This window comes from Streptomyces sp. NPDC088157 (genome assembly GCF_044741545.1).
Lineage (GTDB): Bacteria > Actinomycetota > Actinomycetes > Streptomycetales > Streptomycetaceae > Streptomyces.
Genome location: NZ_JBIUSU010000007.1, coordinates 242162 through 268270 on the forward strand (window position 1 = coordinate 242162; position 26109 = coordinate 268270).

A 26109-nucleotide genomic window follows, 5' to 3' on the forward strand; every position below is an offset into this window, starting at 1 on the left:
GACCGCACTAGGTCAGATCGTGTCCTAGTTGTGCGGCATCCTCGGACGCATGACGACGGACACTCCGGCTCGGCTGCTGCAACTCCTCTCCCTCCTCCAGACGCCCCGCGAATGGCCCGGCGGCGAGCTCGCCGACCGGCTCGGGGTCTCCCGCCGCACGGTCCGACGGGACATCGACCGGCTCCGTGACCTGGGCTATCCCGTGCAGGCCACCTTGGGCTCGGACGGCGGGTACCGGCTGGTCGCGGGCAAGGCGATGCCGCCGCTCGTCCTCGACGACGAGGAGGCGGTCGCGATCGCGGTCGGCCTGCGGGCGGGGGCCGGGCACGCGCTGGAGGGCGTCGACGAGGCGTCCGTACGGGCCCTGGCCAAGCTGGAGCAGGTACTGCCGGCCCGGCTGCGCCACCGCGTCTCCACCCTCCAGGCCGCGACCACACCCCTGACCAGCGGAGACGGCGCGAGCATCGCCCCCGAAACGCTGACCGTCATGGCATCCACGGTGGCCGGGCAGGAACGGTTGCGGTTCGCCTACCGCGCGAAGGACGGCACCGAATCGCGCCGCCTGACCGAGCCCTACCGGCTCGTGTCCACAGGCCGACGCTGGTACCTGGTGGCGTACGACCTCGACCGCGAGGACTGGCGGACCTTCCGCGTGGACCGGGTCGGGGACCCGTTCGCGACCGGCGCCCGCTTCACTCCGCGCGAGCTGCCGACGGGGAGCGCGGCGGAATACCTCCGGCGGTCCATCCAACGGCGGTCCGACGCCTACGAGTACGAACTCGACGTCACGTTCGAGGCACCGCCGGAGTTCGTCGCCGCACGACTGCCGACGTGGCTGGGAACGCCGGTCGCGAACCCGCGAGCGCAGGCACGGACACGGACCCAGGTGCAGACACAAACGCAAGCAGAGCCACGGGTGGAGGCGGACGCGGAGCCACGGGCGGAGGCGCTGGCACAGCCACGGGCACAGGAACAGGCGCCGCCGAACGGCGAGGGCGGATGCCGGATTCGGGGGACGACCAGTGATCCGGTGGAGTGGGTCGCCATGCGGCTGGCGATGCTGGGCTGCGAGTTCTCGGTCGGGGGGCCGCAGGAACTGGTGGACTGCGTAAAGAAGTTGGGCGGACGGTTGGGACGAGCGGCGGGAGGCGGAGAGAGCGAGCCCGCAGAGGGTGAGCGGGGAAGCGGTGCCCATGGCGGCGGCGAGCGCGGAAAGGGCGCGCGCTGAGCGACTGAACGCGGAGAGTGCGCGCGTCAGGCCTCGTCGAGCCTTGTCGCGCCTCGTCGAGCCTCGTCGCGCCTCCTCAGGCCTCGTCAGGCCTCGTCAGGCCTCCTCGTCGGCCTTTCTTCCCACGCGAACCCTTGCAGAGCCCGCAGGTTGTGCAACGCCAGTTCTGCCGGGCCCTGTCGGCCGGTGGGAGGCGAGTTCGTCGCCGCCCAGCTTTCGACCGCGACCCGGACCGCGGCACTGGCCACCGTCGCGGTGAAGCGCCGGTAGGGGGAGGCAACGTTGTCGGGAGCGCGCACCGGGGTGGAGGTGGGAACGGGGGCGGACGCGGGCTCGGGGTCGGGGGTGACGTCGGGATCGGGGTCGGGGGTGACGAGGGGGTCATGGGCTGAGGGCGACGCGGGGGTGGCCCGCCGCGTCACTGCCGGTGTCGTCCGCTCCGCCAGAACCTCCGCGAGAGTGGCCTCCGAGGTGTGGCAGACCTCCGCCCAGACCTTGCCGAGGGCGGGGCTGCTTCCGGCCAGCCGGATCAGGGTGCGGACCCATTCCCAGGAAGCCCCCGACACACCCCGGCCGGGGACGAGGGTGTGCCGGACCGCGTGTTCCAGGGCCTCCGGCACGGTCAGCTCGGCCGGGGCCTCGCGGACCGCCTCCGCCCAGCGCTCCGCGCCCGCCGCGTAGAGCGGGGCGACGGCCTCTTCCTTGGTCGCGAAGTAGCGGTAGAAGGTGCGTGGGGCGATGCCTGCGGCCTGGGCGATGTCCTCGGCCCTGGTGGCCTTCAGGCCCCGGCTGACGAAGAGGCCTGCCGCCGCACGGGCGATCTCCATGCGGGTCGCCGCTTTGCGCCGCTCGGTCAGCGAAGGCGAGGCGGGGTTCGGGGTCGAGCTGATCACTTCGGCAGGCTATGCCCATGTGGCACAATCTGCCATTCGGGCGGGCCACCCCGTGGTTCAGGTACGGGGTGCCCCGCCCTCTCGGCGTGCTCGTCCGCTGTGTCATATGCCCAGCGGCGTATGTGCGCCCGCAATTCCCGCTCGGGCCAGGTACTCGGACCGTCCGGTCCCGGCCTCGGCTCGGACCGTCCGGTCCCGGCCTCGGCAGCGGCCCTGAAAAAGAGCCGGGCTCCGGCGCCTGGGGGGAGAGGCACCGAAGCCCGGCTCGGGGAGAGTCCCGGCGCCGGGGGGATGTGTGCGTCGGGACTTGGCTCAGGTAGGGCGGAGATGTTCACAGAGGGCTACGAGGTCCGGTCGGCCCGAACATCCTGTGCCGGCTCGGACTCCCGTGCCCAGAAGTCTTGTTCCCGCGCTCCTCCTCGTTGAAGCGGCGTTCCTCCGCCATGTTTGCGCGGCTCCTCACCACCCGGCGCACGCGGGCGGAAGCCCGACCACACAGGGCGCCTGAGGCCCACTCGCCGCAGCCCCCGGCCTCAACTCAACGTGCCCCGAGAAACCGACCCGACACAGCCCGACCCGGCAAAGTCCAATCCGACTCCGCAGAGTCCGACCCGTCCGTCCCGAGCCGACGAAGTCCAGCCCCCCTGCACGGCATGACCCGGGAGAGCCCGGCACCGCCCCTGGACGGCCCGCTCCGGCAAACCCCGCAACCCCGCAACATCCTGCGCTTCCCTGCGCAGCCCGTACAGCTCCGGCCTGACCGCCCCGGCACGATCCTCAGCCGGACCGGCTGGCGCTGGCCGTCGACGTCACATGCTGGCTGCGTCCGTGCGAGCGTTCGCCACCGGCGTGGTGCCGATCGACCGACGCCGCGACCACTGCGGCACGGATGCCGCCGAGAACCGGCCCGGCCCACGTCGTCCCGACAGGCCCGAGCCTCCGGTCGAACGAGTGGCACGGCCCGCCTCGCGCAGCCAGGCACCTCGGTCGACGACCACCCGGTGCCGCCCCGTCAGCGTTCAGAACCGGCCGACCACCAACCGGCGCCGCCCGCGCGCTGTCAGGACCGGTCGACCATCAACCGGCGCCGCCCGGCGGGGCGTTGCGCCCCGGCCGGCGGAGTTCGAGGCTTGCGCCGCCTTACGCCGCTGCCTCGAAGCCCGTGTCGCGGGCCAGCTTCTTCAGTTCCAGCAGGGCGTGCTTCTCGATCTGGCGGATGCGTTCCCTGGTCAGACCGTGTTCCTTGCCGACCTCGGTCAGCGTGCGCTCACGGCCGTCGTCAATGCCGTACCGCATCTTGATGATGGAGGCCGTGCGCGGTTCGAGGCGGTCGATCAGGCCGTCCAGTTCCTCACTGCGCAGCAGGGTCAGTACGGACTGTTCCGGCGAGACCGCGGACGTGTCCTCCAGCAGGTCGCCGAACTGGGTCTCGCCCTGGTCGTCGACCGCCATGTTCAGCGAGACGGGGTCGCGGGCCCAGTCCAGGACGTCCGTGACGCGCGCCGACGTCGAACCGAGCTCGGTGGCGATCTCGGCGGGCTCCGGGTCGCGGCCGTTCTCCCGGTTGAACTCACGCTGCACGCGCCGGATCCGGCCGAGCTCCTCCACCAGGTGGACGGGCAGGCGGATCGTGCGCGACTGGTCCGCTATCGAGCGGGTGATGGCCTGACGGATCCACCAGGTGGCGTACGTGGAGAACTTGAAGCCCTTGCGGTAGTCGAACTTCTCGACCGCGCGCACCAGGCCGGCGTTGCCCTCCTGGATCAGGTCGAGCAGGGGCAGACCGCTACGGGGGTAGCGGCGGGCCACCGCGACGACCAGGCGGAGGTTGGAACGGATGAAGACGTCCTTGGCCCGCTCGCTGTCGGCGACCAGGGCCTCGAGCTCCTCGCGAGAGGCGTCCGCCCTGGACTCCTCGTCGCCGTCGAGGACCTGCTGCGCGAACACACCCGCCTCGATGATCTGTGACAACTCGACTTCCTTGGCGGCGTCGAGCAGAGGCGTGCGCGCGATCTCGTCGAGGTACATGCCGACCAGGTCGCGGTCGGCGATCTCGCCGCCATGGGCGCGAACACTGCGGGCCGCGTCGGTCGTCTCGCCGGTGGCGGACTTGCGACGGGCGACGGCACGGGTTGCCATGCGTGCTCCCTTGCGATGGAGGTTCAGCGGGTTGCCCTACGGACGCTCGGCACTTTCGGCACTCTCCTCGGGTGCCCTGCATCCGATGGAAACAACGACTGGAATCAGGACAGAATTCCCAACCCGCACCCCGATTTTTATGATCTTGCAGTACCCTGTCCGACCACGTGAGGGGGTATGAGGTTGTCAGAACGTACAGAGGTGCAGGTCAGGCCGGGGGTCGAGGGTGACCTCGAAGCCCTCACGAGCCTCTACAACCACTACGTACGTGAGACGCCCATCACATTCGACACCGTGACCTTCACTCCGGAAGAGCGACGTTCCTGGTTGCTCTCCCACCCTGAAGACGGGCCGTACCGCCTGATGGTTGCCACGGAAGCGGACTCACAGGGCATCCGGGGGAGCTCACAGGAAATCCTGGGTTACGCCACATCCAGCCCTTACCGGCCGAAGGCGGCCTACTCCACCTCGGTGGAGGTGACGGTCTACGTCGCCCCGCACGCCGGTCGGCGCGGCATCGGCACACTGCTCTACAAGGCGCTCTTCGAGGCGCTGGCCCACGAGGATCTGCACCGCGCCTACGCGGGCATCGCGCAGCCCAACGAAGCGTCCGCGCGACTGCACGAACGCTTCGGTTTCCGGCACGTGGGCACGTACCGCGAGGTGGGTCGCAAGTTCGGCCGCTACTGGGACGTGGCCTGGTACGAGAAGGAGCTCTGACCCTCCTCCCGCGCGACACGACCCCGCCCCTCGTTCAGCCGAACTGCACCGACCGCTTGGCCATTCCCATCCAGAACCCGTCGATCACGGACTTCTGCGCGTCCAGCTCGCCGGACATCTCCGCCGCGCCCATGGTCACGAAGAGCGGGGCGAAGTGCTCGGTGCGGGGGTGGGCGTACCGTCCGGCCGGGGCCTTGTGGAGGAAGTCCAGCAGGCCGTCCCAGTCGCGGGTCTCCAGCGCGCGCCGACCCCAGTCGTCGAACTCCGAGGACCAGGTGGGCACTCCCCCGCCGGTGTGCCGCAGCGCAGCCAGGTTGTGGGTGAAGAAGCCCGAGCCGACGATCAGGACGCCCTCGTCGCGCAGCGGCGCGAGCTTGCGGCCGATCTCCATCAGCTTGACGGGGTCGAGGGTCGGCATGGAGATCTGGAGGACCGGGATGTCCGCGGTCGGGAACATCTCGACGAGCGGCACGTAGGCGCCGTGATCGAGACCGCGGTCGGGGATGTCCTGCACGGGGACGCCAGGGGCGCGCAGCAGCTTGCGTACGCTCTCGGCGAGCTCGGGTGCGCCGGGGGCGTCGTACTTCACCTGGTAGTAGTGCTCGGGGAAGCCCCAGAAGTCGTAGACGAGGGGGACCGGGTCGACGGCGCCGAGGGCGAGCGGGGCCTCCTCCCAGTGGGCGGAGACCATCAGGATCGCCTTGGGGCGGGGCAGGTCGGCGGACCAGGCGGCGAGCTCGCCGGGCCAGATCGGGTCGTCGGCGAGGGGCGGGGCGCCGTGGCTGAGGTAGAGCGCGGGCATGCGCTCCCGGGGCAGGACACGCTCCTGGGGTGCGGTGGACATGACGGCTGCTCCTTCCGGGACCTCGGCCCCTGACGTCGGACACTCTCGAGGATTGCTTGAAATCTAAAACGTCAACATCACGCAGCATATTCCCAACTGGTTTAAATTTCAAGGAGCAGGCGTTTACAGTGGAGTACATGACGAAGGCACCCGCATCCGCCGACGAGCCCCAATGGCTCACCGCCGAGGAACAGTGCGTCTGGCGCTCCTACGTGCACGCCACGACCCTCCTCGAAGATCACATGGACCGCCAGCTCCAGCGCGAAGCGGGCATGCCGCACGTCTACTACGGCCTCCTCGTCAAACTCGCCGACTCCACCCACCGGCGCCTGCGGATGACCGAGCTGGCCAAGTACGCGAAGATCACCCGTTCCCGCCTCTCCCACGCCATCGCCCGGCTGGAGAAGAACGGCTGGGTGCGCCGCGAGGAGTGCGACTCCGACAAGCGCGGCCAGTTCGCCGTACTGACCGACCAGGGCCTGGAAGTGCTGAAGCGCGCCGCGCCGGGCCATGTCGCCGTCGTACGCCACGCGGTGTTCGACCGGCTCACCCCCGAACAGCAGAAGTCCCTCGGCGAGATCATGCAGATCGTCGCCGAGGGACTTCAGCCCAACGAAGCGGGTGCGGACCTGCCCTGGCTCCGCTAGACCCGTGGCCGGGTCGGTCGAACCGTGGCCGGGTCCGTCGGACCCGCGCCCCAGTCGGTCGGACCCGTAGCCGGGTCGGTCAGACCCGAGGGCGGGTCAGTTCCTTGGCCGGGTCAGTGGACCATCACCGGCACCGCGTCCTCGGCGTCCTCCGCCCCCGAGCCCGCGACCACGCCCATGTCCGGCTTGCCGGCGTTGATCAGGGTCAGGGCGATCGCGGCGGCCGCGACCAGGATGCCGACGGCGAACCAGATGGCGCTGGTGTAGCCGTGCACCATGCCCTCCAGCTGCACCAGCTGCTGCTGGGGCTTGGAGGCGGCACCGGTGATGTGGTCCTTGATGTACGAGGTCGTCGCGGACGCGGCGATCGTGTTCAGCAGGGCGGTGCCGATCGCGCCGCCCACCTGCTGCGAGGTGTTGACCATCGCGGAGGCGACACCGGCGTCCCGCGGCTCGACGCCCAGCGTGGCCATGGACATGGCCGGCATGAACGCCGTACCCATGCCGAGGCCGAGCAGCAGCATCCCCGGCAGTAGCACGGCCGCGTACGAGGTGTTGATCTCCAGCTGGGTCAGCAGCAGCATGCCGAGCGCGGCGACCAGGAAGCCGGGGCCCATGAGCAGGCGCGGGGCGACCCGCGTCATCAGACGGGTGCCGATCTGGGTGGAGCCGGTGATCATGCCCGCGATCATCGGGAGGAAGGCGAAACCGGTCTTGACCGGCGAGTAGCCCTTCACGATCTGCAGGTAGTAGGTCAGGAAGAGGAACAGGCCGAACATCGCGATGATCGCGAGACCGAGGGAGAGGTACACACCGCCGCGGTTGCGCTCGGTGATCACGCGCAGCGGCAGCAGCGGGGCCTTGACCTTCGACTCGACGATCACGAACGTGGCCAGCAGGACGGCGGACGCGACGAACATGCCGATGGTCAGGGAGTCGCTCCAGCCTTCCGACTCGGCGCGGGTGAAGCCGTAGACGAGGGAGACCAGACCGAGGGTGGAGAGGATGACGCCCGGGATGTCGAGGGGGGAACGGTTGCGGCCGCCCTCGGGCTCACGGATGACGAAGTAGGCGCCGGCCGCGGCGACGATCGCGAACGGGATGTTCACGAAGAACGTCCAGCGCCAGTCCAGGTACTCGGTGAGGAAGCCGCCGAGGATGAGGCCGACGGCGCCGCCACCACCGGCGATCGCGCCGTAGATGCCGAAGGCCTTGGCGCGCTCCTTGGCGTCCGTGAACATCACGGCGAGCAGGGAGAGCGCGGCGGGCGCGAGCAGGGCGCCGAACGCACCCTGCAGGGCGCGGGCACCGAACATCATCGCCTCGTTGGCGGCGGCGCCGCCGAGCGCGGAGGCCGCGGCGAAGCCGCCGAGACCGACGACGAAGGCGCGCTTGCGGCCCCACAGGTCGGCTATCCGGCCGCCGAAGAGCAGCAGACCACCGAAGGCCAGGGCATAGGCGGTGACGATCCACTGCCGGTTGCCGTCGGAGATGCCCAGGTCCTGCTGGGCGGAGGGCATCGCGATGTTCACGATGGTGGCGTCGAGGACGACCATCAGCTGGGCGAGGGCGATGAAGGCCAGCGCTTTCCAGCGGTTGGCGTCCGGGGCGCCCGTCTTACCGGGAGCCTTCTGGGCTGTTTCAGACATGGAGATACCCGCTTCGGGACTTCGTGACGGAAAAAAGATGAGGTAAGGGGAGGCTCGTCCGCGCTGACGGGCCGTTCACTCGATGTGCTGCCGAATTGTGCGGCTGCGATGCGCCGCCGATGTGTGCTGTCGATGCGTGCTGCCGCGTTGTGCTGGTGCGTCTGCGCGCACCGGCTGCTCGCTCAGGCCTGGCGCAGATCCTCCATGGTCACAGCCGAGCCCGGCAGGACGGAGGGGGCCGGGGCCCGCATCCCGTCAAGGAGCAGCTGAAGGTGGCGGTGGACGAAGCGGTCGGCGTTCAGGCAGGCGGTACCGGCCGGGGGCCTGCTGAGCTGGGCCACCGCGATCATCACGTCGCCCACGCCGACGTCGGGCCTGAGCTGCCCGGCCGCCTTCGCGCGGTCCATGATCTCCTCGATGATCCGCTCGACCCGCTCGCGCGCGGCTTCGAGGTCGGGGTGGTGCTCGTCGAAGGTGCTGGAGATCATCGGGCACAGCGCGCTGATCCGCTCGTCGGCGGTTGCGTGCACGAACCGCTCCAGCGCCCCGAACGCGTCACCGGTCTCGGCGAGGGCGACCTGTCCGTGCTGGACCGTGTGGTCCAGCACGGAGAAGACGACCTCGCGGACCAGCGCGTCACGGTCGGGGAAGTTGCGGTACACCGTGGCGTTGCCGACGCCGGCCCTGCGGGCGATCTCGTCGAGCGGCACATCGGCGCCGAACTCGACGAACATCTCGCGGGCGGCGACGACGATCCGCTCCCGGTTGCGCAGGGCATCGGCGCGGGGCCGGGCCACCTTGCGCACGGCGGGGGTTGCGGTCGCGGTCTGCACGGCGCACTCCTTCTGACGTTTCGAACGCTTCGATGATTTCGGGACTTTGACGATCCGGGGATCGACTCCCCGTTTCGCTCGGACACATGGCTAAACGGGGAAGGCGTCCCCGGTTATTTCCCGAACCCGGAAGTTTTTCGATGTGACCTGGGTCACGCCCGCGACGGAACAGGCCGAGGGGGCTGCGACCAGGAACGGAAGGGGGCGGAGAGGGGTGGAGAGGGGTCGAGCGCCCGGGGTCGCGGCGCCCGAAGAGCACCGCCAGAAGACCCCCGGAGCACCGTCAGAAGACCCCGGAGCACCTCCGGAGCACCGTTGGAAGCCCCCGAAGCACCCCCGCAGTCCCGCCAGAGCCCCGCCGCAGCCCTGCCGCAGCCCCGCCAGAGCCCCGCCGAAAGTACTGCCGAAAGCACTGCCCGAGCCGTACCGGCCGGTAATCCACGATCGGTCTCCTCCAGCGCGCGTCCGCTCGGCCTCCGTCGGAGGGTGATCGAAAGGGTGCAGTCGGTGACCGGCGGCTGCCTGGAGCGAAAGGCCCCTGCATGCAGCCGCAGCCCCCGCGGACCGCTCCGGCCCGCGCAGGCGAGCCGCTCCGCCGCCGGATACGCCCGCGCCGCGTCGCCGCCTTCGTCTCCGTCACGGCCGTGACGCTCGCGGTCAGCACGTCGGCCGGTACCGGACATCTCACTCCGGCCCCCGGCCCGACGACGGCAGGCGCGGGCCCCGTCTCCCTGGCCCGCTCCTCCGCCCTGGCTCCCTGCATGATCACCGGGCGCGCGACCGTCCAGATGTCCGAGGGACTGCCCACGTCGAGCGGCTATTCGCGCTCCACCGGCACCGTCCGCGCCCTCACCCTGATGATCGACTTCTCGGACGCGCCCGGCCGGGGCAGCGCGCTCAGCCGCTACCGCGAGTTCATCCCGCAGACCGAGCAATGGTTCCGTACGGCGTCCTACGGCCGTCTCGACTACCGCGCCGAGACCCCCGTCCGGCACTGGCTGCGCATGCCCAAACCGTTCCGCGCGTACGGCATAGAGCGCGGCGCGCCCTTCGATCCGGGTTACCGCGAACTCGTCCAGGACATCGTGGCCGCCGCCGACCCGGCGGTGGACTTCCGCTCGTACGACCTGCTGAACGTGCTGGTCACCCCGAACGCGGGCCCCTCCGCTCTGGACACGGTCCTCTCGGTGACGTTCGCCGGCAACGCGGAGGCGCCGGTCGCCGACGGGGTGACCGTGGCGAACGCGTCCTTCGTCTACTCCCGCCAGGACGACGGCTCCGGCTCCTACGACCGCACCGGCTACCGCGTGCTCCCCCACGAGAACGGCCACGTCTTCGGCCTGCCCGACCTCTACACCCAGGAGGGCGGGGGCGCGGTCGGCCACTGGGACATCATGAGCGAGGACTGGGGCGCCAACAACGATCTGCTCGGCTGGCACAAATGGAAACTGGGCTGGCTGGACGCCTCCCAGATCGCCTGCGTGGCGACACCGGGCACGACGGAACACCCCCTGACCCCCCTCTCCCGCCCGGCCGGCCCGAAGCTGGTCGTCGTCCCGGTCAGCGACCGCACCGGTTACGCCGTCGAACTGCGCGCCCGCGGCGGCAACGACGAGACCGTGTGCCGCCCGGGCATCCTCATCTACAAGGTCGACGCCGACGTCGACACCGGCATGGGCCCGGTCACCGTCTACGACTCCCACACCGACAGCGGCGGCTGCACCCGCAGCCCCAACGTCCACGCGGAACTCTCCGACGCCCCCTTCGCCCCGGGCGAGACGTTCAAGGACCCCAAGAGGGGCATCCGTATCTCGGTGGTGGGAGCGGACTTGAACGGGGCCTACCGGGTACGGGTGAGCCGCGGGTGAGGCCGGGTGAGCCGCGGGTGAGCCGCGGGTGCGACGGGTGAGCCGCGGGTAGGACGGGCGCGCCCGTGCGGTGCCACGCGGTCCTACGCGGCGCCATGTCCGGCCGACGTGGGCCGCAGGGACCGCAGTGGCCCGCGGCGCCATGTCCGGTTGACGTGGGCCGCGGTGGCCGCAGTGGCCGCCAGCAGCACCTTGGGCCATGCCGCCTGGTACGGCGCCGTGCGGGCCACGCCGTGGTACGGCGCCGTGCGGGGCCACGCCGTGGTACGGCGCCGTGCGGGCCGCGGGGCGACCGGGGCTACCGTAGCCCTGCAGCGAGGCCGTACAGCCAGCCGAGCCCGTACAGCCAGGCCAGTACGCAGTCCACCTGTATCGGAGATACGAGCACCAATGTCCGCGAAGACGACCCCCTCCGCCCCGGTCCCGGGATCAGGTCCGGTCCCGGTCCCGGTCCCGGTCCCGGACCTGATGATCCCGGCGAAAGGGACGGCTCCGGCGGAGGCCGTCGCGCCGCTGATCCGCGGGGTCGCCGTGTTGCGGCAACTGACCGGAGCGGGCGGCACGATGAGCCTCAGCGGACTGGAGCGGGCCACCGGCCTCGCGCGCTCCACGGTCGACCGCATCACCGCGACCCTCGCCCACATGGGCTACGTCCGCCTCGACGGCCGGGACGCGGCCCTGGCTCCCCGCGTCATGGCGCTGGGCAACGCCTACCTGGCGGCGCTGCGCCTGCCCGCGTTGCTGTCCGCCCGTGCGGACCGCCTGGCCGACGAACTGGACGAGTCCGTCTCCCTGGCGGTCGCCGACGGCGACGGCATCCGCTTCATCCACCAGGCGACCCGGCGCCGCGCGATGTCCCTGAGCTTCCGCATCGGCGACCTGCTCCCGGCCGAACGCACGGCGCCCGGCCCGTTGTTCGCGGCGGAGTGGACGGACGAGGTCTGGCAGGCGTGGCGCACCCGCAGGGCGCGGGACCCGAGGAACAGCGACTTCCCGACCGTCCCGCCGCTGCCGCCCCGGAGCACGTGGGGCGACGAGGGCTTCGTCGACAGGACGGCGCAGGCCGCGGCGGAGAACTGCGCCCTGGACGACCAACTGATCGAACCGGGGCTGGTGGCGATCTCCGTCCCCGTGCGGGATCCCCGTACGGCCCGGATCGCGTGCGTGGCGAACGTCGTCAGCCACACGAGCCGGCACACGTCGGCGGACCTTCGCGACACGCTCCTCCCCCGCCTTCGCGCGGCCGTGGCGGCGATGGAGGAGGACCTGCGCCGGGCACCGCACCCCGCTCCGGGGCCGGCCCCCGCGGGTCTGGCGACCTGGACGGGCGCGTCCAAGCAGGAACTGGGCCGCGAGTTCATCGAGTCCCTGGCCCGAGGCCTGACCGTCCTGACGGCGTTCGACGAGGGCAGGGCGGAGCTGACCCTGGCGGAGGTCGCGAAGGCGACGGGTCTGGCCAGGGCGACGGCCCGCCGCGCCCTGATCACGTACGAGCACCTGGGCCTGGTGGCCCCCACCTCGCCGCGCACGTTCGCCCTCACCCCGCAGGTCCTCTCCCTCGGCTTCCCACCCCTCTCCCGCACGTCCCTCCCCCGCGTCGCGACCCCCCATATGACGACCCTGGCGAGCGAGATCCAGGAGACGACCTCCCTGGCGGTCCTGACGGAACGGCGCGACGAGGTCCAGTACACCGCCCGAGTGACCGCGGACCACGTCATGAGCGTGGACATCGGAGTGGGCATGCGGCTCCCGGCCCACTCGACGTCGATGGGCCGGCTCCTGCTGGCTGAGCCGGCACCGGCCCACGCCCTGGCCGACGAGGAGCTGGAACAGGGCGTACGCGCGATCGCCGTCCCGATCCACAACCGGGAGGGCGAGGTGATCGCCGCCCTGAACGCGGCGACCCACGTCGCCCGCCGCACGGCCGAGGAGTGCGTCCACGACATCCTCCCGGCCCTGCTCGCGACCGCCTCCCACATCGAGACAGACCTCCACACAGCCGCCCGCTTCACCCACGTCCCCCTGACCTGACCCCCACACCCCCCAACCCGAATCCGGTACGCTGACGCCTGTGACCCACAGGGCCACGGGCTGACGCCTGTGACCCACAGGGCCACGACCCCGCCTTCGTAGCTCAGGGGATAGAGCACCGCTCTCCTAAAGCGGGTGTCGCAGGTTCGAATCCTGCCGGGGGCACCAGGGAAAAGGCCACCTAGGAACGTTCCTAGGTGGCCTTTGACATCCACTTTTGACATCAACGAGGGCGATCACTCACGACCGGGCCGCCTCTTGAGCAGGCGATCCATGTGGCTGATGGCCTCGCGCTGGGTGTCCTGGACGACGTGTGTGTACACGTCCATGGTGATGCTGATCTGGCTGTGCCCGAGGATCTCCATCACGACGCGGGGAGCCACCCCGGCAGCGGTGAGGAGCGTGGCGCACCCGTGCCGGGCGTCGTGCAGCCGGATCACGCGGAGGCCGGCGGACTCGGCGATTCGAGTGAAGGAGCGGTACACGTTGCGCGGCTCGACCGGACGGCCGTTCCGGGTGGCGAAGACGTAGCCGCCGTCATCCCACGACTCCCCCGCGCGCTGCCTGGCAGCCACCTGCCGCATCCGGTGCCAGCGCAGCGGAGCGATGCACATGGCCGGGAGCGGAAGGGCACGGTTACGGCGGTTCTTGGTGTCGTCGTCATAGAGGACCCCGCGCCGCCGCTGCGTCTGCTGGCGGACGTACAGGACGCGCTTGTCCAAGTCCACGTCGGTCCAGCGCAGACCGATGAGTTCACCGCGCCGCAGCCCCATGGCCGACAGGGGTTGTAGCCGCACCCGAATCCGAGCACGCCGACCGCCCCGGTACCATCGGCACCGGGGTCCTGATCAGGGCTTCCGCGACCGGACCACCCGGAATGCTGTCGAGGCTGAGGGTGGTCCGGTCTTCTGTTGTTGGCGTCCGCGCACGTGACGCGAGACGAGCTGGGGCTTCGGGATCAGATCAGCGCTTTGCCCACCTCGTAGATGGAAGGCCGATCCCCGGGCGAATGGCTGAGCATCGCGTCGACCAGTTCGCCCAGCTCACCGGGCACCTTCACGGGCCGACGTCGACCGTTGGCCACTGCCTCTCGCTGCACGGGGCGTGGAGCGTCGTCCGGGTACTCGACCGCCCGCCATCCCGTGGCGGAGATGAGCAGCGAGGCCCCGAGCGCGTAGATATCGGCTTCCGGCGTCGGCTCCGCTTGCCCGGTCTCGAGCACGCTGCGCGCGATCTCCGGTGCCTCGTAGTGGACGAGGCAGCCGCGGAATGGGAAGTCGTACCCCTTGGGGACCTGTCCGCCCTGGGCCAGGGCGAGGTCAATGAGGTGCGTTCGCTCCGGCCCGACGATGAAGTGCGCGGGCTGCACATCACCGTGAGCCCAGCCGCGCACGTGCAGTTCAGCCAGGGCCTCGACACATCCCAGTGCCACGCTGGTGTGGGGCTTGATGGACGAGCCCGCCTTACGGCATGGCTCCCACAGCCTGTAGTGAGCTTGTTCCGCTTTGACGGACACCATCGGTGTGGTGGTCAGGCTGCGAGCGCGGTCTCGTATTCGGCGGGGCTGCGGTAGCCGAGGCTGCTGTGCAGTCGGTGCAAGTTGTACCAGCCCTCGATGAAGTCGAAGATCGCGGTGCGGGCAGCGGCCCGGCTGGGCCAGGAGCTCGTGTCGAGCAATTCCCGTTTGATGGTGGCGAAGAACGACTCGGCGAGCGCGTTGTCCCAGCACTGCCCGGTGCGGCCGACGGACAGGCGGACGCCGAACTCCCTTGCCAGCGTGGCGAATTGCTGACTGGTGTACTGACAGCCGCGATCCGAGTGAAAGATCACCGGCCGCGCGGGGCGACGCTCGCGGCAGGCCGCCGTGAGGGCGTCGGCGACCAGTTGGGTCCGCAGGTGGTCGGCGGTGGACCAGCCGACCACGCGGCGGGAGGCGATGTCGATGACGGTGGCCAGATAGAGCCAGCCCTCGTCGGTGGCAACGTAGGTGATGTCACCGCACCAGCGGGTGTCGAGGCCGTCCGGGTCGGGAGCGAAGTTGCGGACGACGAGGTCGGGCCGGGCGGCGGCCCGCGGGTCGGGGATGGTCGTCAGCCGCCGTCGCCTGCGGTGGCGGCCCTGCAGCCCGGCGTCGCGCATCAGTCTGGCGATGCGGCGCCGTCCGCAGTCCTCGCCCTGTCGTTGCAGGGCGGCATGGACCCGCGGGACCCCGTAGGTTCCACGGGACCGCCCATGGACTTCCGTGATCTTCTCGGTCAGCTCGGTGTCCCGGACCGCCCGCGGCCCCGGCTTGGCGGTGCGGCGGGCGTAGAAGGCGGTTCGGGAGACCTGCAGCAGTTCACACGCACGCTTGACGCTGTGACCGCCATGCTTTTCCGCCTCGATGAACGGGTGCACCGTCACCGGGTCTCCTTCGCGAAGAAAGCTGTCGCCCGCTTGAGGACCTCGACGTCCTCGCGCAGTCGGCGGTTCTCCCGCCGCAGTGCGGCCAGTTCCTCGCGTTCGCTGCTGGTCAGTCCGTCGCGTTCGCCTGCGTCGACTTCGGCCTGGCTGACCCACAGCCGCACTGCCGTCTCGGTCAGGTCGAAGTCCTTGGCGATCTGGCCGACCGACCGGTCACCGCGCCGGCACAGCTCGACGATCTCGGCCTTGAACTCCGGCGTGAACGAGCGGCGAGGGCGTGGCTTCTTCTTCCCCATGCTCTCCATGATGGACATCCTCCCGGGGCAGAACCCCTGATCTCGGATGTCCGTCAAAGCGGATCAAGCCCAGGTGTACTGACAGCCGCGATCCGAGTGAAAGATCACCGGCCGCGCGGGGCGACGCTCGCGGCAGGCCGCCGTGAGGGCGTCGGCGACCAGTTGGGTCCGCAGGTGGTCGGCGGTGGACCAGCCGACCACGCGGCGGGAGGCGATGTCGATGACGGTGGCCAGATAGAGCCAGCCCTCGTCGGTGGCAACGTAGGTGATGTCACCGCACCAGCGGGTGTCGAGGCCGTCCGGGTCGGGAGCGAAGTTGCGGACGACGAGGTCGGGCCGGGCGGCGGCCCGCGGGTCGGGGATGGTCGTCAGCCGCCGTCGCCTGCGGTGGCGGCCCTGCAGCCCGGCGTCGCGCATCAGTCTGGCGATGCGGCGCCGTCCGCAGTCCTCGCCCTGTCGTTGCAGGGCGGCATGGACCCGCGGGACCCCGTAGGTCGCCTGCGTCGACTTCGGCCTGGCTGACCCACAGCCGCACTGCCGTCTCGGTCAGGTCGAAGTCCTTGGCGATCTGGCCGACCGACCGGTCACCGCGCCGGCACAGCTCGACGATCTCGGCCTTGAACTCCGGCGTGAACGAGCGGCGAGGGCGTGGCTTCTTCTTCCCCATGCTCTCCATGATGGACATCCTCCCGGGGCAGAACCCCTGATCTCGGATGTCCGTCAAAGCGGATCAAGCCCACTTATTGATCCCAGACGAGGGCATCCCTGGTGTCATCGACGCTCTCAACCGCGACATCCTGGTTGATGGAATCGAAAGTGCATTCGAGAATCTGGACGCGCTCGAAGAGCTGGTTGCAGAGATCACGCTGATAGGTACGCCTGGCGAAGCGACGGCCGCTGTAGAACTCCATAACAGGCTCTTCGACGTGGTCGGTCTCTTGGAAGGCTTCGCCCCCTTCGACGATGCAGCCGACACGGTTCAGGAGTGTCGTTCAATTCGCGACGCGTTCTCCATCGCGGCTCGTGAAAGCTTGCAGGTAGATGGGGGGTTTCATCCTCCTGACAGGCGGCCGCGAGCATGAGTGGCGACCCACGTGTCAGCCTCCTCCTTCCTCTACCCACCACCCTCCCCAGCTCCCATCCACGGGCCCGCGGTCGAGAGCGGCGCCCCCTCCATCCCGGTGCCGGCCGATCCCCCGCCGGAGGCATTGCCTTGACCGTGGGCCGCTTATGCGGTGATCGACTCATGGCCACCGGCCCTATCCACACGTGGGCGCGCGTCGGCGGCGGCAGCGCCGAGCGGGCCGAAGGCAGGAGCGCGGGCGCAGCCAGAGCCGGGAAGCGCGCCCGGCGGAGCGGAGCGCAGCCGGGGCTTGAATCAGTGGAGAAAGTCGTAACTCACAGGAGTGCTCCGGGATGTCCGGTCCCGGTAGATGCTTGACACTTCGGTCCCAGCTGATGGTTGACGGTGGCCGTGATCGGCTTTGCTGTGCGCGTTGTTTCGGCGCGTGTGGGGAGGCCGGGATTGGCTCTGGTGGAGTTGTCGGTTGTCGAGCAGAGATACCGGGCTGTGCTTGCGGTCCTGGCGGGTGCGACGGTGACGGAGGTCTCCGCTCGGCTGGGTGTGTCGCGGCAGACGGTGAGCGGGTGGAAGTCCCGGTATGAAGCCTCGGGTCTGGCCGGGTTGGCGGACCGGTCGCGGAGGCCGGCTTCGTGTCCGCATCAGGCGTCTGCCGAGGTGGAGGCGGCTGTGTGCGAGTTGCGGCGTGAGCATCCTCGGTGGGGTCCGCGGCGGATCGCTCATGTGCTGGAGCGTTCCGAGGCGGTGAGCCCGGTGCCGTCGCGGATGACCGTGTATCGGATCTTGGTCCGTCACGGCCTGGTGGAGCCGGGGGTGCGGCGCCGGAAGCGGTCGGATTACAAGCGCTGGCAGCGGGATAGGCCGATGCAGCTGTGGCAGATGGACATCGTCGGCGGCGTGATGCTGGTCGACCCGGTCACTGGGGAGCTGACCGAGGCGAAGGTGGTGACCGGGGTGGATGATCATTCCCGGTTCTGTGTGATCGCGTCGGTGGTCGAGCGGGCAACGGGGCGGGCGGTGTGCGCGGCGTTCGCCCAGGCTCTGCAGGCGTTCGGGGTGCCGGAGGAGGTGCTCACCGACAACGGTAAGCAGTTCACCGACCGGTTCGGGCAGGGTGGTGAGGTGCTGTTCGACCGGATCTGCCGGGAGAACGGGATCGCGCACCGGCTGACGCAGCCGGCGTCGCCGACCACGACGGGCAAGGTCGAGCGGTTCCATCAGACGCTGCGGCGCGAACTCCTCGACGACTGCGGTGCGTTCGAGAGCATCGAGGCAGCTCAGGCGGCACTGGATGTGTGGGTTGAGGAGTACAACTCTGTCCGGCCGCATCAGGCGCTGGACATGCAGTCTCCTGCGGATCGGTTCGCCCCGGTTCCCGAGTCGGAGCGGGATGTGCTGGGGGTGCGGGTGCCCGGGGTGCTGGCACTGGTGCCGCAGCAGCGGACGGCGCCCGTCACTGCAGATCCTGCCGATGTGGCGCCCGAGGGTCCTGCGGATCCGCCTGAGACGGTGCCGGTTCCGGTAGAGTCCGGTGGGCCGGTGGAGTTCGAGCGGGTGGTGCCTGCGAGTGGGAATCTGCAGGTTGCGGGCAAGCAGTTCTGGCTCGGTCCCACGCGGTCGGGGCTGACGGTGACGTTCTGGGTCGACACATCGGTGATCCATCTGCTGGTCGCGGGGACGCGGATCAAGACGGTGCGGTCGCACCTGTCCGTCTCTGATCTGGCGGTGCTGGCGGCCCGGGGCGGACGTCCGGCCGGACCGGCCCCGCTGCCTGCCGGTGATGCGGCCGCGTTCGAGGTGGACCGGGTCGTGAACAACAGCGGACTGGTGGCCTGGCCGGGCGCCAGGTGCTGGCGGCGGAGATCCTGGGCGGCCGCCAGGTCGGCATCCGGATCGACGACGAGACGCTGTCGTTCTTCGATCCGTCCTCGCGGGAACTGCTGAGAGTGCGGCCCAACCCTTTGACCGGCGAGGAAGTCCGCCGGTTGCGGGGACTGCGTCCGGCCGGCCCGCCGCCGCGTCCGGTCGTCGAGCCGGTGCGGGTGCAGCGGCGGATCAGCGCGACAGGCACGATCATGGTCTGCCGCCAGGTCGTCTCGCTGGGACGGACCTATGCGGGCCAGACCGTGACCGCGCATGTCTCGGACTCGGCCATCACCGTCGAGCTGGACGGCCAGGTCCGGGTCATCCGGCGCACGACCGACGCCCCCGTCCGTAATGTGAAAGCCAACAAACCCCGTGAAGTTTCCGATGTCGTCTAGGCCGACCGTCAAGCATCAGGTGAGACCCGAACGTCAAGCATCACCTGGGACCCGACAGGAGTGCTCCGGGATTTACGCAGTCGCGACGGCGGATATCACTGGACAACGGCGACGCCGGCTGGGCTCCGAGCCGTCTGCTCGGCACGTGCCACATTCGTGCCAGATGCAGGGGTCAGCCGCGGTTAACAGGGGTGAGTGGCAGGCACCATCGTGTCGACTTGCTTGGCTGGGATATCCGCAGGTCACCTGCCTTACTACCCAGCCTCTCTCCTAAAGCGGTGGCTTCCTGGCAGCCAGCGGCAGCGGCCAGCCGGCGCAGGCCACTAGTGCGCTGCAGTCCTCGGTGAGGAAGAGCAGGGTGGTCCATGTCCGATCGGCAGCATCGACAACCCCTGTGCGCACGGGCTGGCCATGTTCGCGGATGAGCTGCATTGCTCGTTCCAGCCCAAGAGGTTCGAGTCCGTGCATCCGCATGCGCTGAAGTCGGCGCGTGAAGACTCCGGCATGCTGGCCTGCGGGTTGTGCCCGATCCGCCACCCAGTAGGTGGCGCCGCTGCGGAGGGTGGCCAGAGCAATCACGGACGCCTCGTCATCACCGGCCAACAGCGATTCCAGCACATGCCGTTCCATGGTCACCCCCGTTTGGATCCTGCGGTACAGCAGCCAGGTACCGCAACCCCGGCGATCGCCCGCGTCCGGTAGCGCCCCTGCGGGGCTCGGTAGCGGCCGGAATAGCCGTAACTGACCGATCCCGCTAGAGCTACGGAACAGAAGGCGTCTGACATCCACGGCTGACATCAACGACGCCGAACGCGGGCGTACGCCAGCGTCTCTGTCCGACCGTCGCACCAGTCGCCGACAGCAGCTGGAGCGGGATCAGATCGAACTCCTAAAGCGGGTGTCGCAGGTTCGAATCCTGCCGGGGGCACAGAGAAACACCAAGCGCAGGAGCCCTCCCGTCCAGCGGACGGGAGGGCTCCTGCGCTTGCGGCACACCTATGGCACACATGCCGTGCGCGCGGATGGTGGGGAGCTGTGCAGGATGCCCGTCCTGCCGCGCAGCCGTGAGGAGAGACGGCCTATCCTGCGGGCCCCTCCCCCTCGTGCCCAAGCGACCAAGCGGACTCGACGCCGTGCCACGATGACGGTCCGCCCAGTGCCCGGACGAGATGTTCCTGCGAGGGGTCGAGCGAGCGACGGGCCGCGTTGACGAACCTCACGTGGGCCTCGTACAACCCGCTGTGGATTGGCCGGAGTCCTTCAAGCTGCGCCGGCTGACTGCCGTGGAACAGGATCGTGAACTCCTCGATGACGTCGCAGATCTGCTCGGCCGCCGCCATCGCCTCCTGGCTTGCCACCAGGGACATCGACTGCAGAGCGGCGTTGAACGGCGCCCAGACGACGGCGGGGGCGCGTCGGTCCACGAACGCTTCGCGGAGCTCCATTTCCACGGTCCCGAAGGCCTGGAGGAACTTCTCGTAGGCGGCGGTTCGTGCCTCCTGGAGCCACTGACGGTTCTGACTGCGCCGTCCCACGACGCCACCGGCGATGACGCCCACAACGGTGGCGGTGATGCCTCCAGCAATGGATATCAGGAGTCCCCACGGGACAGCCACGTTGCGTCTCCCTCCGGTTGGTTCGGCTCAGACTCCCGCACCAGGACCGACAAGATCAACAAGCAGAGCGGGGACTGCGGGGTCGTATCGCCGCGTGCCACAGCCGTGCCAGATGCAGGGGGCGGCAACGGCCGTGCACATGCACAGCTTCACGGCTGACGCGGGCGTGCTCAGCCAGGCCCTGCGGTCGCGTCGTCCAGGGCGTGGCCAGGCATCATCTGGCGATGCACACCCGATCCGGTACGGCGTTCTGAGCCGTTGTTCGGGATGCGGGATGGTTCCCACCGTTGGATGGTGGAGACATGAACCAGCACCACCACCAGTCCCCTCGGACGATCGACATCGACACCCGGCTCGTCACGACCGGCGCCGTGCTCACCGTGGCCGGTGCCGTGGTGGCATGCGCCGGCATGGCCATCGGGGCCTTCGCCGTGTTCACGGCAGGTCGGCGCATGATCCGCGACATGGACGTGCCCCCGGCCCAGCAGGCGGCCGCGAAGTGGCAGCAGGCCAAGGAGGCGTCCCGGGCGGGTGCACGGGCGTGGCAGTCCGCGGCCGACGCTCAGAACGGGTCACGCGCCCGCTAGGTCGGGCGAAGCCGCTCCTTCGCCCGCTAGGTCCGGCGAAGCCGCTCCACCCATGGCCCATCTGCTCGACGTCCCCGGCACCTGGCTGCCCGTGTTCCCGGTGGTCCTCCCTCTCGGCCGGTGGTCCTCCCGGCGCGATCGGAGTGCTCCCTCGCCCGGCGCCGTCGCCGCGCCCTCGTGACGACGGCGCCGTGCGCGGCCGCGGCCTGTCTGATCGCGTGTTCGGCCCAGCCGAGGACAGAGCGAGCGCCTGGCGGATCTTGCCCACGGCTGCGGCGATGCGGGCCGGCGCCCGCCACGGGAGCGATGACCGCGATGACCGCGATGACCGTGAGGGTGGGCCCCGGCGCTCGAAGGTCGCTTCGCTCCGGCGGACGGCCCAGCCGGTGGCCACGTGGCGACCGCGGCGACCTCGGCGACTGCCGCGAGCGGGACGAGCGGGGGGCTCGCAGCGAGCTCACGGCTGCTGCCGAGGTGGCCCCGGTTCCTGCCCCGGCTCCGGGGCAGGAGGAGGTGTGAGCTTCGCCGTCGCGACGTACGAGACGACGACTGCGACGATCACCAATGGCATGACGGTGACCCCCTGTGCCCCGATCAGCAGCGTGGCGAGCAGGACGGAGACCAGCGGAAGCCTCAGCATCGCGGCGCTCATCGCTCCGATACCCATCGCGAACCCCGCGATCAGGGTCAGCCCTGGCAGGTGGGAGAACAGGATGCCGCCCGCCGCTCCCAAGAACATCGCGGGAAAGATCGGGCCTCCCCTGAAACTGCTGAGTGATGCGCAGTAGGCCAGGCCCTTGCACAACATCAGCAGCAACAACGCTCCCACCGAATACGCCGCGCTGTGCGTGAGGAGTGGATCCAGCGCCGTCTGCCCCGAATACAACACGTCGGTCGCTGCTTTGTCGGTGCCCTCCGCGTAGCCGATCGCCAGCCCCGCCACGACCAGGCCCATGACCACCGTGGCCGGCACCCGTCGCCTCTCGACGTGAGTCTTGAGCCGGACGGCGAGCCATCGGATTCCCACGCCCACCAGTGCGGCTGACAGTCCGATGACAAGAGCCCAGCCGAATTCCGCCGCTGTCGGGCGCGTGGCGTCGGGGACGTCGTGCAGTGCCAGCGAGTAGGTGCCCAGCCCGGTCCAGGAGCCCAGTCCGACGAAGACGAGTGCGCCGATGCCCGCAGCCAGGAGGCCGGGCACCAACACCAGCGCCATCATCTGCCCACCCAAGCCTGAGGCTTCCATCAGGAGGAAGGCTCCCAGCAGGGGTGATCCCAGCAGCGAGCTGATGGCAGCAAAACTGCCCGCCGCGCCCAACACCGCGCTCACCTGCTCCGGCGGGTCCCGTTTGACCATCCGCACGGCGCCGGCGGCGAGCCCACCGCCGAGCGCCAGGAGCGGGGACTCGGGTCCGAGGACGGCCGCGAAGGAGAGCGTCGCCAGGGCCGCGAAAAAGATGCCGGGCAGCTCGATGGGTTTGGCCGCGCCGGCGGTCTTGAATCCGGCTGTCGGTTCATGGCCGCCGTGTCCCGGCAGGTACTGAACCGTCAGTCCGACGAGCAGTCCCCCTACGGCGAGCAGCGGCAGCGGCCACCAGGGTGGCGTTCCATCGAACCCCAGCGACTTCGGCAGATCCGTGTAGATCAATGGCTGGAGTTCGTCGACCAGCGCGAGGAAGCCGAACGCCGCCGCGGACACCGGCACGCCGATCAGCGCGGACATCACCAGAAGCACCAGGTACCCGCGGCTCCGGAGAAGCGTCGGCGGGTCCAGCGGGTCCGGGGGTGACGCGGCCTCGGATCCAGTCGTGGCGACCGGCATGCGCATTGCCTCCTCGCGATGCGGACCTCGTTGGTGGTCTCACCGGCTGCTTTCAGCGAACCTGGAACGCCCCGCCACCTGATGTGAGCGGCGCGGTTCCGAGCCTGTCACGCCGTTCCCATGAGGGCATTTCAACGCCGCCCATGCGGGCAACTGCGACGCGTCACGCTTGACTGATCGGATTCTTCCGAGGCCGGTGGCTCGCCGGAGCCGGCAGACCGGGCATCCTCTGCGATCCGGACAGCGCCGTGTCGAAGCGCCAGGGCCAGCGGCACACTCCCCCCGCCTCAGCGGCACTGGCGCGCAGCAACCACCACCCCTGTAGGGGCTGGTGGTCGACTACAGCCGTAGCCGTGACCGCGTGTCAGTTGATGACGGTGATCACCCGTGGGTCAGGCCCATCTCGCCCGCGCGTAGTCCGGCCTGGAAACGGGAGCCCGCGTTGAGGGCGAGAAGCAGTTCGGCGACCCGGCGGCGGTAGGTGCGCAACGACATGCCGAGTTCCCGTGCGGCTGATTCGTCGGTGGCGCCGGAGGCCAGGGCGCGCAAAACCCTTGCGCTTTGGGTGTCGATCCTGGGCCATTCCCCGCGCAGGAAAGCCGCGACGTCGGTGGCGCTCTCCCAAGCGGCTTCGAACAGCGCGTACGCCCCGTCGACCAGGGCCGGTGTGGCGCTCATGGTGTAGGTGCGGCGTCCGGGGGCGGCCGGTGCGGATGTCATGGGGCTGGTGAGGATCATGGTTCGCCGGTCGATGAAGAAGGTTCCCCGGGACAGCGGGGTCGCGGTGATCCGGATCTGCATGCCGTGGGCGGCCATCTCACGCAGGGCTTCCCGGTCGCGCTCGTCGGCGAGCACGGCGGGGCTGTACAGCTTGCGGGCCCGAACCGCCCCGTCACGACGCATCGTCAGGCGGGCGGCCTCACGGGCGCCGGGCCAGGTGTCGAGGTCGCGGGCGACGTTGACCCATTCCGTCTCGTCCGACTCCGCCAAGGGCCTGATGCGCGCCCAGAACTCAAGATCACTGCGAAGCGTCACGACCTGTGGCATGCGTCCATTGTGCCGGGTGGCAGCAACATGCCACGGGCTCGTCGGCTGGTGCCGGGCCTTGCAGGCTGGAGGCCATGAGCAACAGATTCCGCCTCGGTGGCGACCTTGACGTCAACAGGCTCGGCTTCGGCGCCATGCGCCTGCCCTCCAAGGACGGTATGGGCGGCCCCGCCCGCGACCCGGAGGCCGGCCGTGCCGTGCTGCGGCGCGCCGTCGAACTCGGGGTCGACCACATCGACACCGCCGACTTCTACCTCAGCCACGGCGGTGCGGTGCGTGCGAACACCCTGATTCGCGAGGCCCTGTACCCCTACCCGTCCAACCTGGTCATCGCCACCAAGGTCGGGCCCGTCTTCCGCCCCGACGGCCTCCACCACGGGACCGCGGCCGACATGCGCGGCTTTGTCGAAGCCAACCTCGATGGCCTGGGCGTGGACCGACTCGATCTCGTCTACCTGCGCATCGGGGCGATGACGCCCCCGCACGGCGAGTCGCTCGCCGAACGCTTCGAGGCGCTCGCCGCGCTGCGCGAGGAGGGCCTGATCCGGCACCTCGGCCTCAGCAACGTCGACACCGGCCATCTCGCGGAGGCTCGCGCCATCGCGCCCGTCGCCGCCGTACAGAACCACGCCGCCCAGCGTGACGAAGCGGACTTCCTCGCCGCCTGCCAGGAGTCCGGCATCGCTTTCGTGCCCTTCTTCCCGGTGGGCGGCGGTCGGGAACCCGACGACGAGCGTCTTGCCAAGGTGGCGGCCCGGCACGGCGCCACCGTCCCTCAGATCGGCCTCGCCCGGCTGCTGGCCTTCTCCCCGGTGGCCCTGGCCATCCCGGGCACGGGGTCTCTCTCCCACCTGGAGGACAACATGGCCGCCGCCGCGATCACCCTCACCGACGACGACCTTGCCGACCTCTCCTGACGTCGCACACGAAAGGAGCCCCTGCCATGAAGCTGCTGGTCCTCGGTGCGACCGGTCCCACCGGTCGTCATGTGGTCGACTTGGCCCTGCGATCCGGCGACTCGGTCACGGCCTTCGTCCGTAACCCGGCGGCCCTGGGTGACCTGGCCGAGCGGGTCACGCCGGTCACCGGCGACGCCACCTCACACCGCGACCTCGCCGCCGCGGCGGCCGGGCACGACGCGATCGTCTCCGCGCTCGGCAGGGGCAACTCGGTGCGCGCCGACGGCCTCTTCACGCGCGCCTCGGCGGCCGTGCTCGGCGCGGCCGCGGAAGCGGGCGTCTCCCGCCTGGTGTGGCTGTCGTCGTTCGGTGTCGGCGGCACCTTCGACTGGTCGAGCACCACACAGAAGCTGATCTACAGCACGCTGTTGCGGTCGATCTACGCCGACAAGGAGATCGCGGACGAGAGCATCCGCTCCAGCGGGCTGGACTGGACCGTGGTCTACCCGACCAGGCTGACCCACGGCCCGGCCATGGGTACGTACCGCGCGGACGACCGGCTGCCGATGAAGGGCAACCCGACGATCAGCCGCGCGGACGTCGCCGCCTTCATGCACCAGGCAGCACACGGCAGGGAGTGGATCAACCGCGCCGCCGTGATTTCGGACTGAGTGTCCACCCTCCGACTATGACAGTCGTTATAGGGGGGTGTAACCTCGTGCTCTATAACGTCTGTCATAGGAGAACGCCGTGACGATCATTACCGTGAACGCCCCCAAGGGACGCCTCGACCTCGAGCAGCGCCGTGAGCTGGCCGAGACGCTGACGGACGCGGTACTGGTGCCCGAGGTGGGGCAGCCCGCTCCGGCCGCCCGCGTCGGGTTCCAGGTGCACTTCGCCGAGCGCGAGCCGGACATGATGGCGATCGGCGGACGGCTGCTTTCGGACGCCGGTCAGGAACTCGACGTGATGGTGATCGACATCGCGGTCATGGACGCCGCCTGGCAGCCGGACGTACGGGGCCAGGTCATCGAGCGTGTCCTGGCCGCGCTGGCGGAGTCCTGCGGACTGGAGAAGCCGTCACCGACGTGGTGGGTCAACTTCCGCGTGATCGACGAGGGCAGCTGGGGCTCGTCCGGGGGCGTGCTGTCCGTCCTTCCGCTGCTTGAGAGCGGTGTGTTCACGGAGGAGAGGGCCAAAGCCGTCCGTGCCGCGCTGGGCGCCTGAAGTCGACAGCGACTGGCT

23 protein-coding genes, 2 tRNA genes and 4 pseudogenes are annotated in these 26109 nt (G+C 69.9%); 14 read left to right on the forward strand and 15 right to left on the reverse strand.

Annotated elements, in window-relative coordinates:
* Nucleotides 1-49: 49 nt before the first annotated feature.
* Nucleotides 50-1228: a helix-turn-helix transcriptional regulator gene (locus tag ACIPFH_RS27995; protein WP_401830606.1), complete on the forward strand. Its 1179-nt coding sequence runs from the start codon at nucleotides 50-52 to the stop codon at nucleotides 1226-1228.
* 86 nt (nucleotides 1229-1314) lie between these two features.
* Here ACIPFH_RS27995 and ACIPFH_RS28000 read toward each other — a convergent pair whose 3' ends face one another.
* A complete protein-coding gene (locus ACIPFH_RS28000; RefSeq protein ID WP_401831132.1) occupies nucleotides 1315-2055 on the reverse strand; it encodes a TetR/AcrR family transcriptional regulator in 741 nt (246 codons plus the stop codon).
* 1206 nt (nucleotides 2056-3261) lie between these two features.
* Nucleotides 3262-4260, reverse strand: coding sequence for an RNA polymerase sigma factor RpoD/SigA (locus ACIPFH_RS28005; protein ID WP_401830608.1), 999 nt, complete (start codon nucleotides 4258-4260; stop codon nucleotides 3262-3264).
* Between the two features lie 177 nt (nucleotides 4261-4437).
* On the opposite strand from ACIPFH_RS28005, the gene ACIPFH_RS28010 reads away from it, so the two are divergent.
* Complete coding sequence (locus ACIPFH_RS28010; RefSeq protein ID WP_401830610.1) at nucleotides 4438-4980, forward strand: GNAT family N-acetyltransferase; 543 nt, start codon at nucleotides 4438-4440, stop codon at nucleotides 4978-4980.
* A 34-nt stretch (nucleotides 4981-5014) separates the two neighbouring features.
* Here the strand turns inward: ACIPFH_RS28010 and ACIPFH_RS28015 are convergent, their stop codons facing one another.
* Nucleotides 5015-5824 (reverse strand): dioxygenase, encoded by an 810-nt coding sequence (locus ACIPFH_RS28015; RefSeq protein WP_401830612.1) that lies wholly within the window; start codon nucleotides 5822-5824, stop codon nucleotides 5015-5017.
* Between the two features lie 137 nt (nucleotides 5825-5961).
* Between ACIPFH_RS28015 and ACIPFH_RS28020 the strand changes: the two genes are divergently transcribed.
* A complete protein-coding gene (locus ACIPFH_RS28020; protein WP_401830615.1) occupies nucleotides 5962-6471 on the forward strand; it encodes a MarR family winged helix-turn-helix transcriptional regulator in 510 nt (169 codons plus the stop codon).
* Between the two features lie 113 nt (nucleotides 6472-6584).
* Here the strand turns inward: ACIPFH_RS28020 and ACIPFH_RS28025 are convergent, their stop codons facing one another.
* Nucleotides 6585-8120 (reverse strand): MFS transporter, encoded by a 1536-nt coding sequence (locus tag ACIPFH_RS28025; RefSeq protein WP_401830617.1) that lies wholly within the window; start codon nucleotides 8118-8120, stop codon nucleotides 6585-6587.
* 182 nt (nucleotides 8121-8302) lie between these two features.
* Nucleotides 8303-8953: a TetR/AcrR family transcriptional regulator gene (locus tag ACIPFH_RS28030; RefSeq protein ID WP_401830618.1), complete on the reverse strand. Its 651-nt coding sequence runs from the start codon at nucleotides 8951-8953 to the stop codon at nucleotides 8303-8305.
* Nucleotides 8954-9495: 542 nt separating this feature from the next.
* Between ACIPFH_RS28030 and ACIPFH_RS28035 the strand changes: the two genes are divergently transcribed.
* From ACIPFH_RS28035 to ACIPFH_RS28045, 3 genes are all read left to right on the forward strand, one after another.
* Nucleotides 9496-10821, forward strand: coding sequence for a M6 family metalloprotease domain-containing protein (locus ACIPFH_RS28035; protein ID WP_401830621.1), 1326 nt, complete (start codon nucleotides 9496-9498; stop codon nucleotides 10819-10821).
* A 390-nt stretch (nucleotides 10822-11211) separates the two neighbouring features.
* A complete protein-coding gene (locus tag ACIPFH_RS28040; RefSeq protein ID WP_401830623.1) occupies nucleotides 11212-12852 on the forward strand; it encodes a helix-turn-helix domain-containing protein in 1641 nt (546 codons plus the stop codon).
* Nucleotides 12853-12944: 92 nt separating this feature from the next.
* Nucleotides 12945-13020, forward strand: a tRNA-Arg gene (locus tag ACIPFH_RS28045).
* A 68-nt stretch (nucleotides 13021-13088) separates the two neighbouring features.
* Here the strand turns inward: ACIPFH_RS28045 and ACIPFH_RS28050 are convergent.
* The 6 genes and pseudogenes from ACIPFH_RS28050 to ACIPFH_RS28075 all read right to left on the reverse strand — a co-directional run.
* The gene (locus tag ACIPFH_RS28050) at nucleotides 13089-13655 is read right to left on the reverse strand and encodes a tyrosine-type recombinase/integrase (RefSeq protein ID WP_401831134.1); all 567 of its coding nucleotides are present in this window, start codon (nucleotides 13653-13655) and stop codon (nucleotides 13089-13091) included.
* 155 nt (nucleotides 13656-13810) lie between these two features.
* A pseudogene (locus ACIPFH_RS28055) lies at nucleotides 13811-14341 on the reverse strand (protein kinase family protein); the annotation flags it as partial.
* 41 nt (nucleotides 14342-14382) lie between these two features.
* On the reverse strand, nucleotides 14383-15255 hold the full coding sequence (locus ACIPFH_RS28060) for an IS3 family transposase (RefSeq protein ID WP_401830626.1): 873 nt from the start codon (nucleotides 15253-15255) through the stop codon (nucleotides 14383-14385).
* Nucleotides 15252-15560 (reverse strand): IS3 family transposase, encoded by a 309-nt coding sequence (locus tag ACIPFH_RS28065; RefSeq protein ID WP_037724813.1) that lies wholly within the window; start codon nucleotides 15558-15560, stop codon nucleotides 15252-15254. The genes ACIPFH_RS28060 and ACIPFH_RS28065 overlap by 4 nt, the downstream gene beginning before the upstream one ends.
* A 54-nt stretch (nucleotides 15561-15614) precedes the next feature.
* Nucleotides 15615-16043 (reverse strand): annotated as a pseudogene (locus ACIPFH_RS28070) (IS3 family transposase); the annotation flags it as partial.
* Nucleotides 16044-16104: 61 nt separating this feature from the next.
* Nucleotides 16105-16161 (reverse strand): annotated as a pseudogene (locus ACIPFH_RS28075) (hypothetical protein); the annotation flags it as partial.
* A gap of 103 nt (nucleotides 16162-16264) precedes the next feature.
* Between ACIPFH_RS28075 and ACIPFH_RS28080 the strand changes: the two are divergent.
* The 3 genes and pseudogenes from ACIPFH_RS28080 (at nucleotide 16265) to ACIPFH_RS28090 (ending at nucleotide 18893) form a co-directional block, all read left to right on the forward strand.
* The gene (locus ACIPFH_RS28080; protein WP_401830628.1) at nucleotides 16265-16633 is read left to right on the forward strand and encodes a hypothetical protein; all 369 of its coding nucleotides are present in this window, start codon (nucleotides 16265-16267) and stop codon (nucleotides 16631-16633) included.
* 458 nt (nucleotides 16634-17091) lie between these two features.
* Nucleotides 17092-18375, forward strand: a pseudogene (locus ACIPFH_RS28085) (IS481 family transposase); the annotation flags it as partial.
* 242 nt (nucleotides 18376-18617) lie between these two features.
* Complete coding sequence (locus tag ACIPFH_RS28090) at nucleotides 18618-18893, forward strand: hypothetical protein (RefSeq protein WP_401830629.1); 276 nt, start codon at nucleotides 18618-18620, stop codon at nucleotides 18891-18893.
* Between the two features lie 270 nt (nucleotides 18894-19163).
* Here the strand turns inward: ACIPFH_RS28090 and ACIPFH_RS28095 are convergent, their stop codons facing one another.
* Complete coding sequence (locus tag ACIPFH_RS28095; RefSeq protein ID WP_401831136.1) at nucleotides 19164-19523, reverse strand: hypothetical protein; 360 nt, start codon at nucleotides 19521-19523, stop codon at nucleotides 19164-19166.
* A gap of 234 nt (nucleotides 19524-19757) precedes the next feature.
* On the opposite strand from ACIPFH_RS28095, the gene ACIPFH_RS28100 reads away from it, so the two are divergent.
* Nucleotides 19758-19818: transfer RNA gene (locus ACIPFH_RS28100), tRNA-OTHER, on the forward strand.
* A 154-nt stretch (nucleotides 19819-19972) separates the two neighbouring features.
* Here ACIPFH_RS28100 and ACIPFH_RS28105 read toward each other — a convergent pair.
* Nucleotides 19973-20509, reverse strand: a complete 537-nt coding sequence (locus tag ACIPFH_RS28105) for a hypothetical protein (RefSeq protein WP_401830631.1) — start codon at nucleotides 20507-20509, stop codon at nucleotides 19973-19975.
* Between the two features lie 302 nt (nucleotides 20510-20811).
* Here ACIPFH_RS28105 and ACIPFH_RS28110 point away from each other — a divergent pair, with 302 nt between their 5' ends.
* Nucleotides 20812-21096, forward strand: coding sequence for a hypothetical protein (locus ACIPFH_RS28110; protein ID WP_401830632.1), 285 nt, complete (start codon nucleotides 20812-20814; stop codon nucleotides 21094-21096).
* A 457-nt stretch (nucleotides 21097-21553) separates the two neighbouring features.
* Here the strand turns inward: ACIPFH_RS28110 and ACIPFH_RS28115 are convergent, their stop codons facing one another.
* On the reverse strand, nucleotides 21554-22918 hold the full coding sequence (locus ACIPFH_RS28115; RefSeq protein WP_401830634.1) for a chloride channel protein: 1365 nt from the start codon (nucleotides 22916-22918) through the stop codon (nucleotides 21554-21556).
* Nucleotides 22919-23299: 381 nt separating this feature from the next.
* Nucleotides 23300-23965, reverse strand: a complete 666-nt coding sequence (locus ACIPFH_RS28120; RefSeq protein ID WP_401830636.1) for a DNA-binding response regulator — start codon at nucleotides 23963-23965, stop codon at nucleotides 23300-23302.
* Nucleotides 23966-24039: 74 nt separating this feature from the next.
* Between ACIPFH_RS28120 and ACIPFH_RS28125 the strand changes: the two genes are divergently transcribed.
* The 3 genes from ACIPFH_RS28125 to ACIPFH_RS28135 all read left to right on the forward strand — a co-directional run bounded on the left by ACIPFH_RS28125 (nucleotide 24040) and on the right by ACIPFH_RS28135 (nucleotide 26091).
* Nucleotides 24040-24882, forward strand: coding sequence for an aldo/keto reductase (locus ACIPFH_RS28125; protein WP_401830638.1), 843 nt, complete (start codon nucleotides 24040-24042; stop codon nucleotides 24880-24882).
* Between the two features lie 26 nt (nucleotides 24883-24908).
* Nucleotides 24909-25535, forward strand: a complete 627-nt coding sequence (locus ACIPFH_RS28130; RefSeq protein WP_401830641.1) for an NAD(P)-dependent oxidoreductase — start codon at nucleotides 24909-24911, stop codon at nucleotides 25533-25535.
* 79 nt (nucleotides 25536-25614) lie between these two features.
* Complete coding sequence (locus ACIPFH_RS28135; RefSeq protein ID WP_401830643.1) at nucleotides 25615-26091, forward strand: 4-oxalocrotonate tautomerase family protein; 477 nt, start codon at nucleotides 25615-25617, stop codon at nucleotides 26089-26091.
* Nucleotides 26092-26109 lie beyond the last annotated feature (18 nt).

Excerpts from the sequence above, each read along its gene's own strand:
- ACIPFH_RS28015 (WP_401830612.1), bottom strand. The coding sequence starts at position 5,824 with ATGTCCACCGCACCCCAGGAGCGTGTCCTGCCCCGGGAGCGCATGCCC.
- ACIPFH_RS28095 (WP_401831136.1), bottom strand. The coding sequence starts at position 19,523 with ATGGAACGGCATGTGCTGGAATCGCTGTTGGCCGGTGATGACGAGGCG.
- ACIPFH_RS28120 (WP_401830636.1), bottom strand. The coding sequence starts at position 23,965 with ATGCCACAGGTCGTGACGCTTCGCAGTGATCTTGAGTTCTGGGCGCGC.
- ACIPFH_RS28040 (WP_401830623.1), top strand. The coding sequence starts at position 11,212 with ATGTCCGCGAAGACGACCCCCTCCGCCCCGGTCCCGGGATCAGGTCCG.
- ACIPFH_RS27995 (WP_401830606.1), top strand. The coding sequence starts at position 50 with ATGACGACGGACACTCCGGCTCGGCTGCTGCAACTCCTCTCCCTCCTC.
- ACIPFH_RS28125 (WP_401830638.1), top strand. The coding sequence starts at position 24,040 with ATGAGCAACAGATTCCGCCTCGGTGGCGACCTTGACGTCAACAGGCTC.
- ACIPFH_RS28110 (WP_401830632.1), top strand. The coding sequence starts at position 20,812 with ATGAACCAGCACCACCACCAGTCCCCTCGGACGATCGACATCGACACC.
- ACIPFH_RS28005 (WP_401830608.1), bottom strand. The coding sequence starts at position 4,260 with ATGGCAACCCGTGCCGTCGCCCGTCGCAAGTCCGCCACCGGCGAGACG.
- ACIPFH_RS28010 (WP_401830610.1), top strand. The coding sequence starts at position 4,438 with ATGAGGTTGTCAGAACGTACAGAGGTGCAGGTCAGGCCGGGGGTCGAG.
- ACIPFH_RS28020 (WP_401830615.1), top strand. The coding sequence starts at position 5,962 with ATGACGAAGGCACCCGCATCCGCCGACGAGCCCCAATGGCTCACCGCC.
- ACIPFH_RS28000 (WP_401831132.1), bottom strand. The coding sequence starts at position 2,055 with ATGGAGATCGCCCGTGCGGCGGCAGGCCTCTTCGTCAGCCGGGGCCTG.
- ACIPFH_RS28115 (WP_401830634.1), bottom strand. The coding sequence starts at position 22,918 with ATGCCGGTCGCCACGACTGGATCCGAGGCCGCGTCACCCCCGGACCCG.
- ACIPFH_RS28130 (WP_401830641.1), top strand. The coding sequence starts at position 24,909 with ATGAAGCTGCTGGTCCTCGGTGCGACCGGTCCCACCGGTCGTCATGTG.
- ACIPFH_RS28065 (WP_037724813.1), bottom strand. The coding sequence starts at position 15,560 with ATGGAGAGCATGGGGAAGAAGAAGCCACGCCCTCGCCGCTCGTTCACG.
- ACIPFH_RS28025 (WP_401830617.1), bottom strand. The coding sequence starts at position 8,120 with ATGTCTGAAACAGCCCAGAAGGCTCCCGGTAAGACGGGCGCCCCGGAC.
- ACIPFH_RS28035 (WP_401830621.1), top strand. The coding sequence starts at position 9,496 with ATGCAGCCGCAGCCCCCGCGGACCGCTCCGGCCCGCGCAGGCGAGCCG.
- ACIPFH_RS28080 (WP_401830628.1), top strand. The coding sequence starts at position 16,265 with ATGTCCGTCAAAGCGGATCAAGCCCACTTATTGATCCCAGACGAGGGC.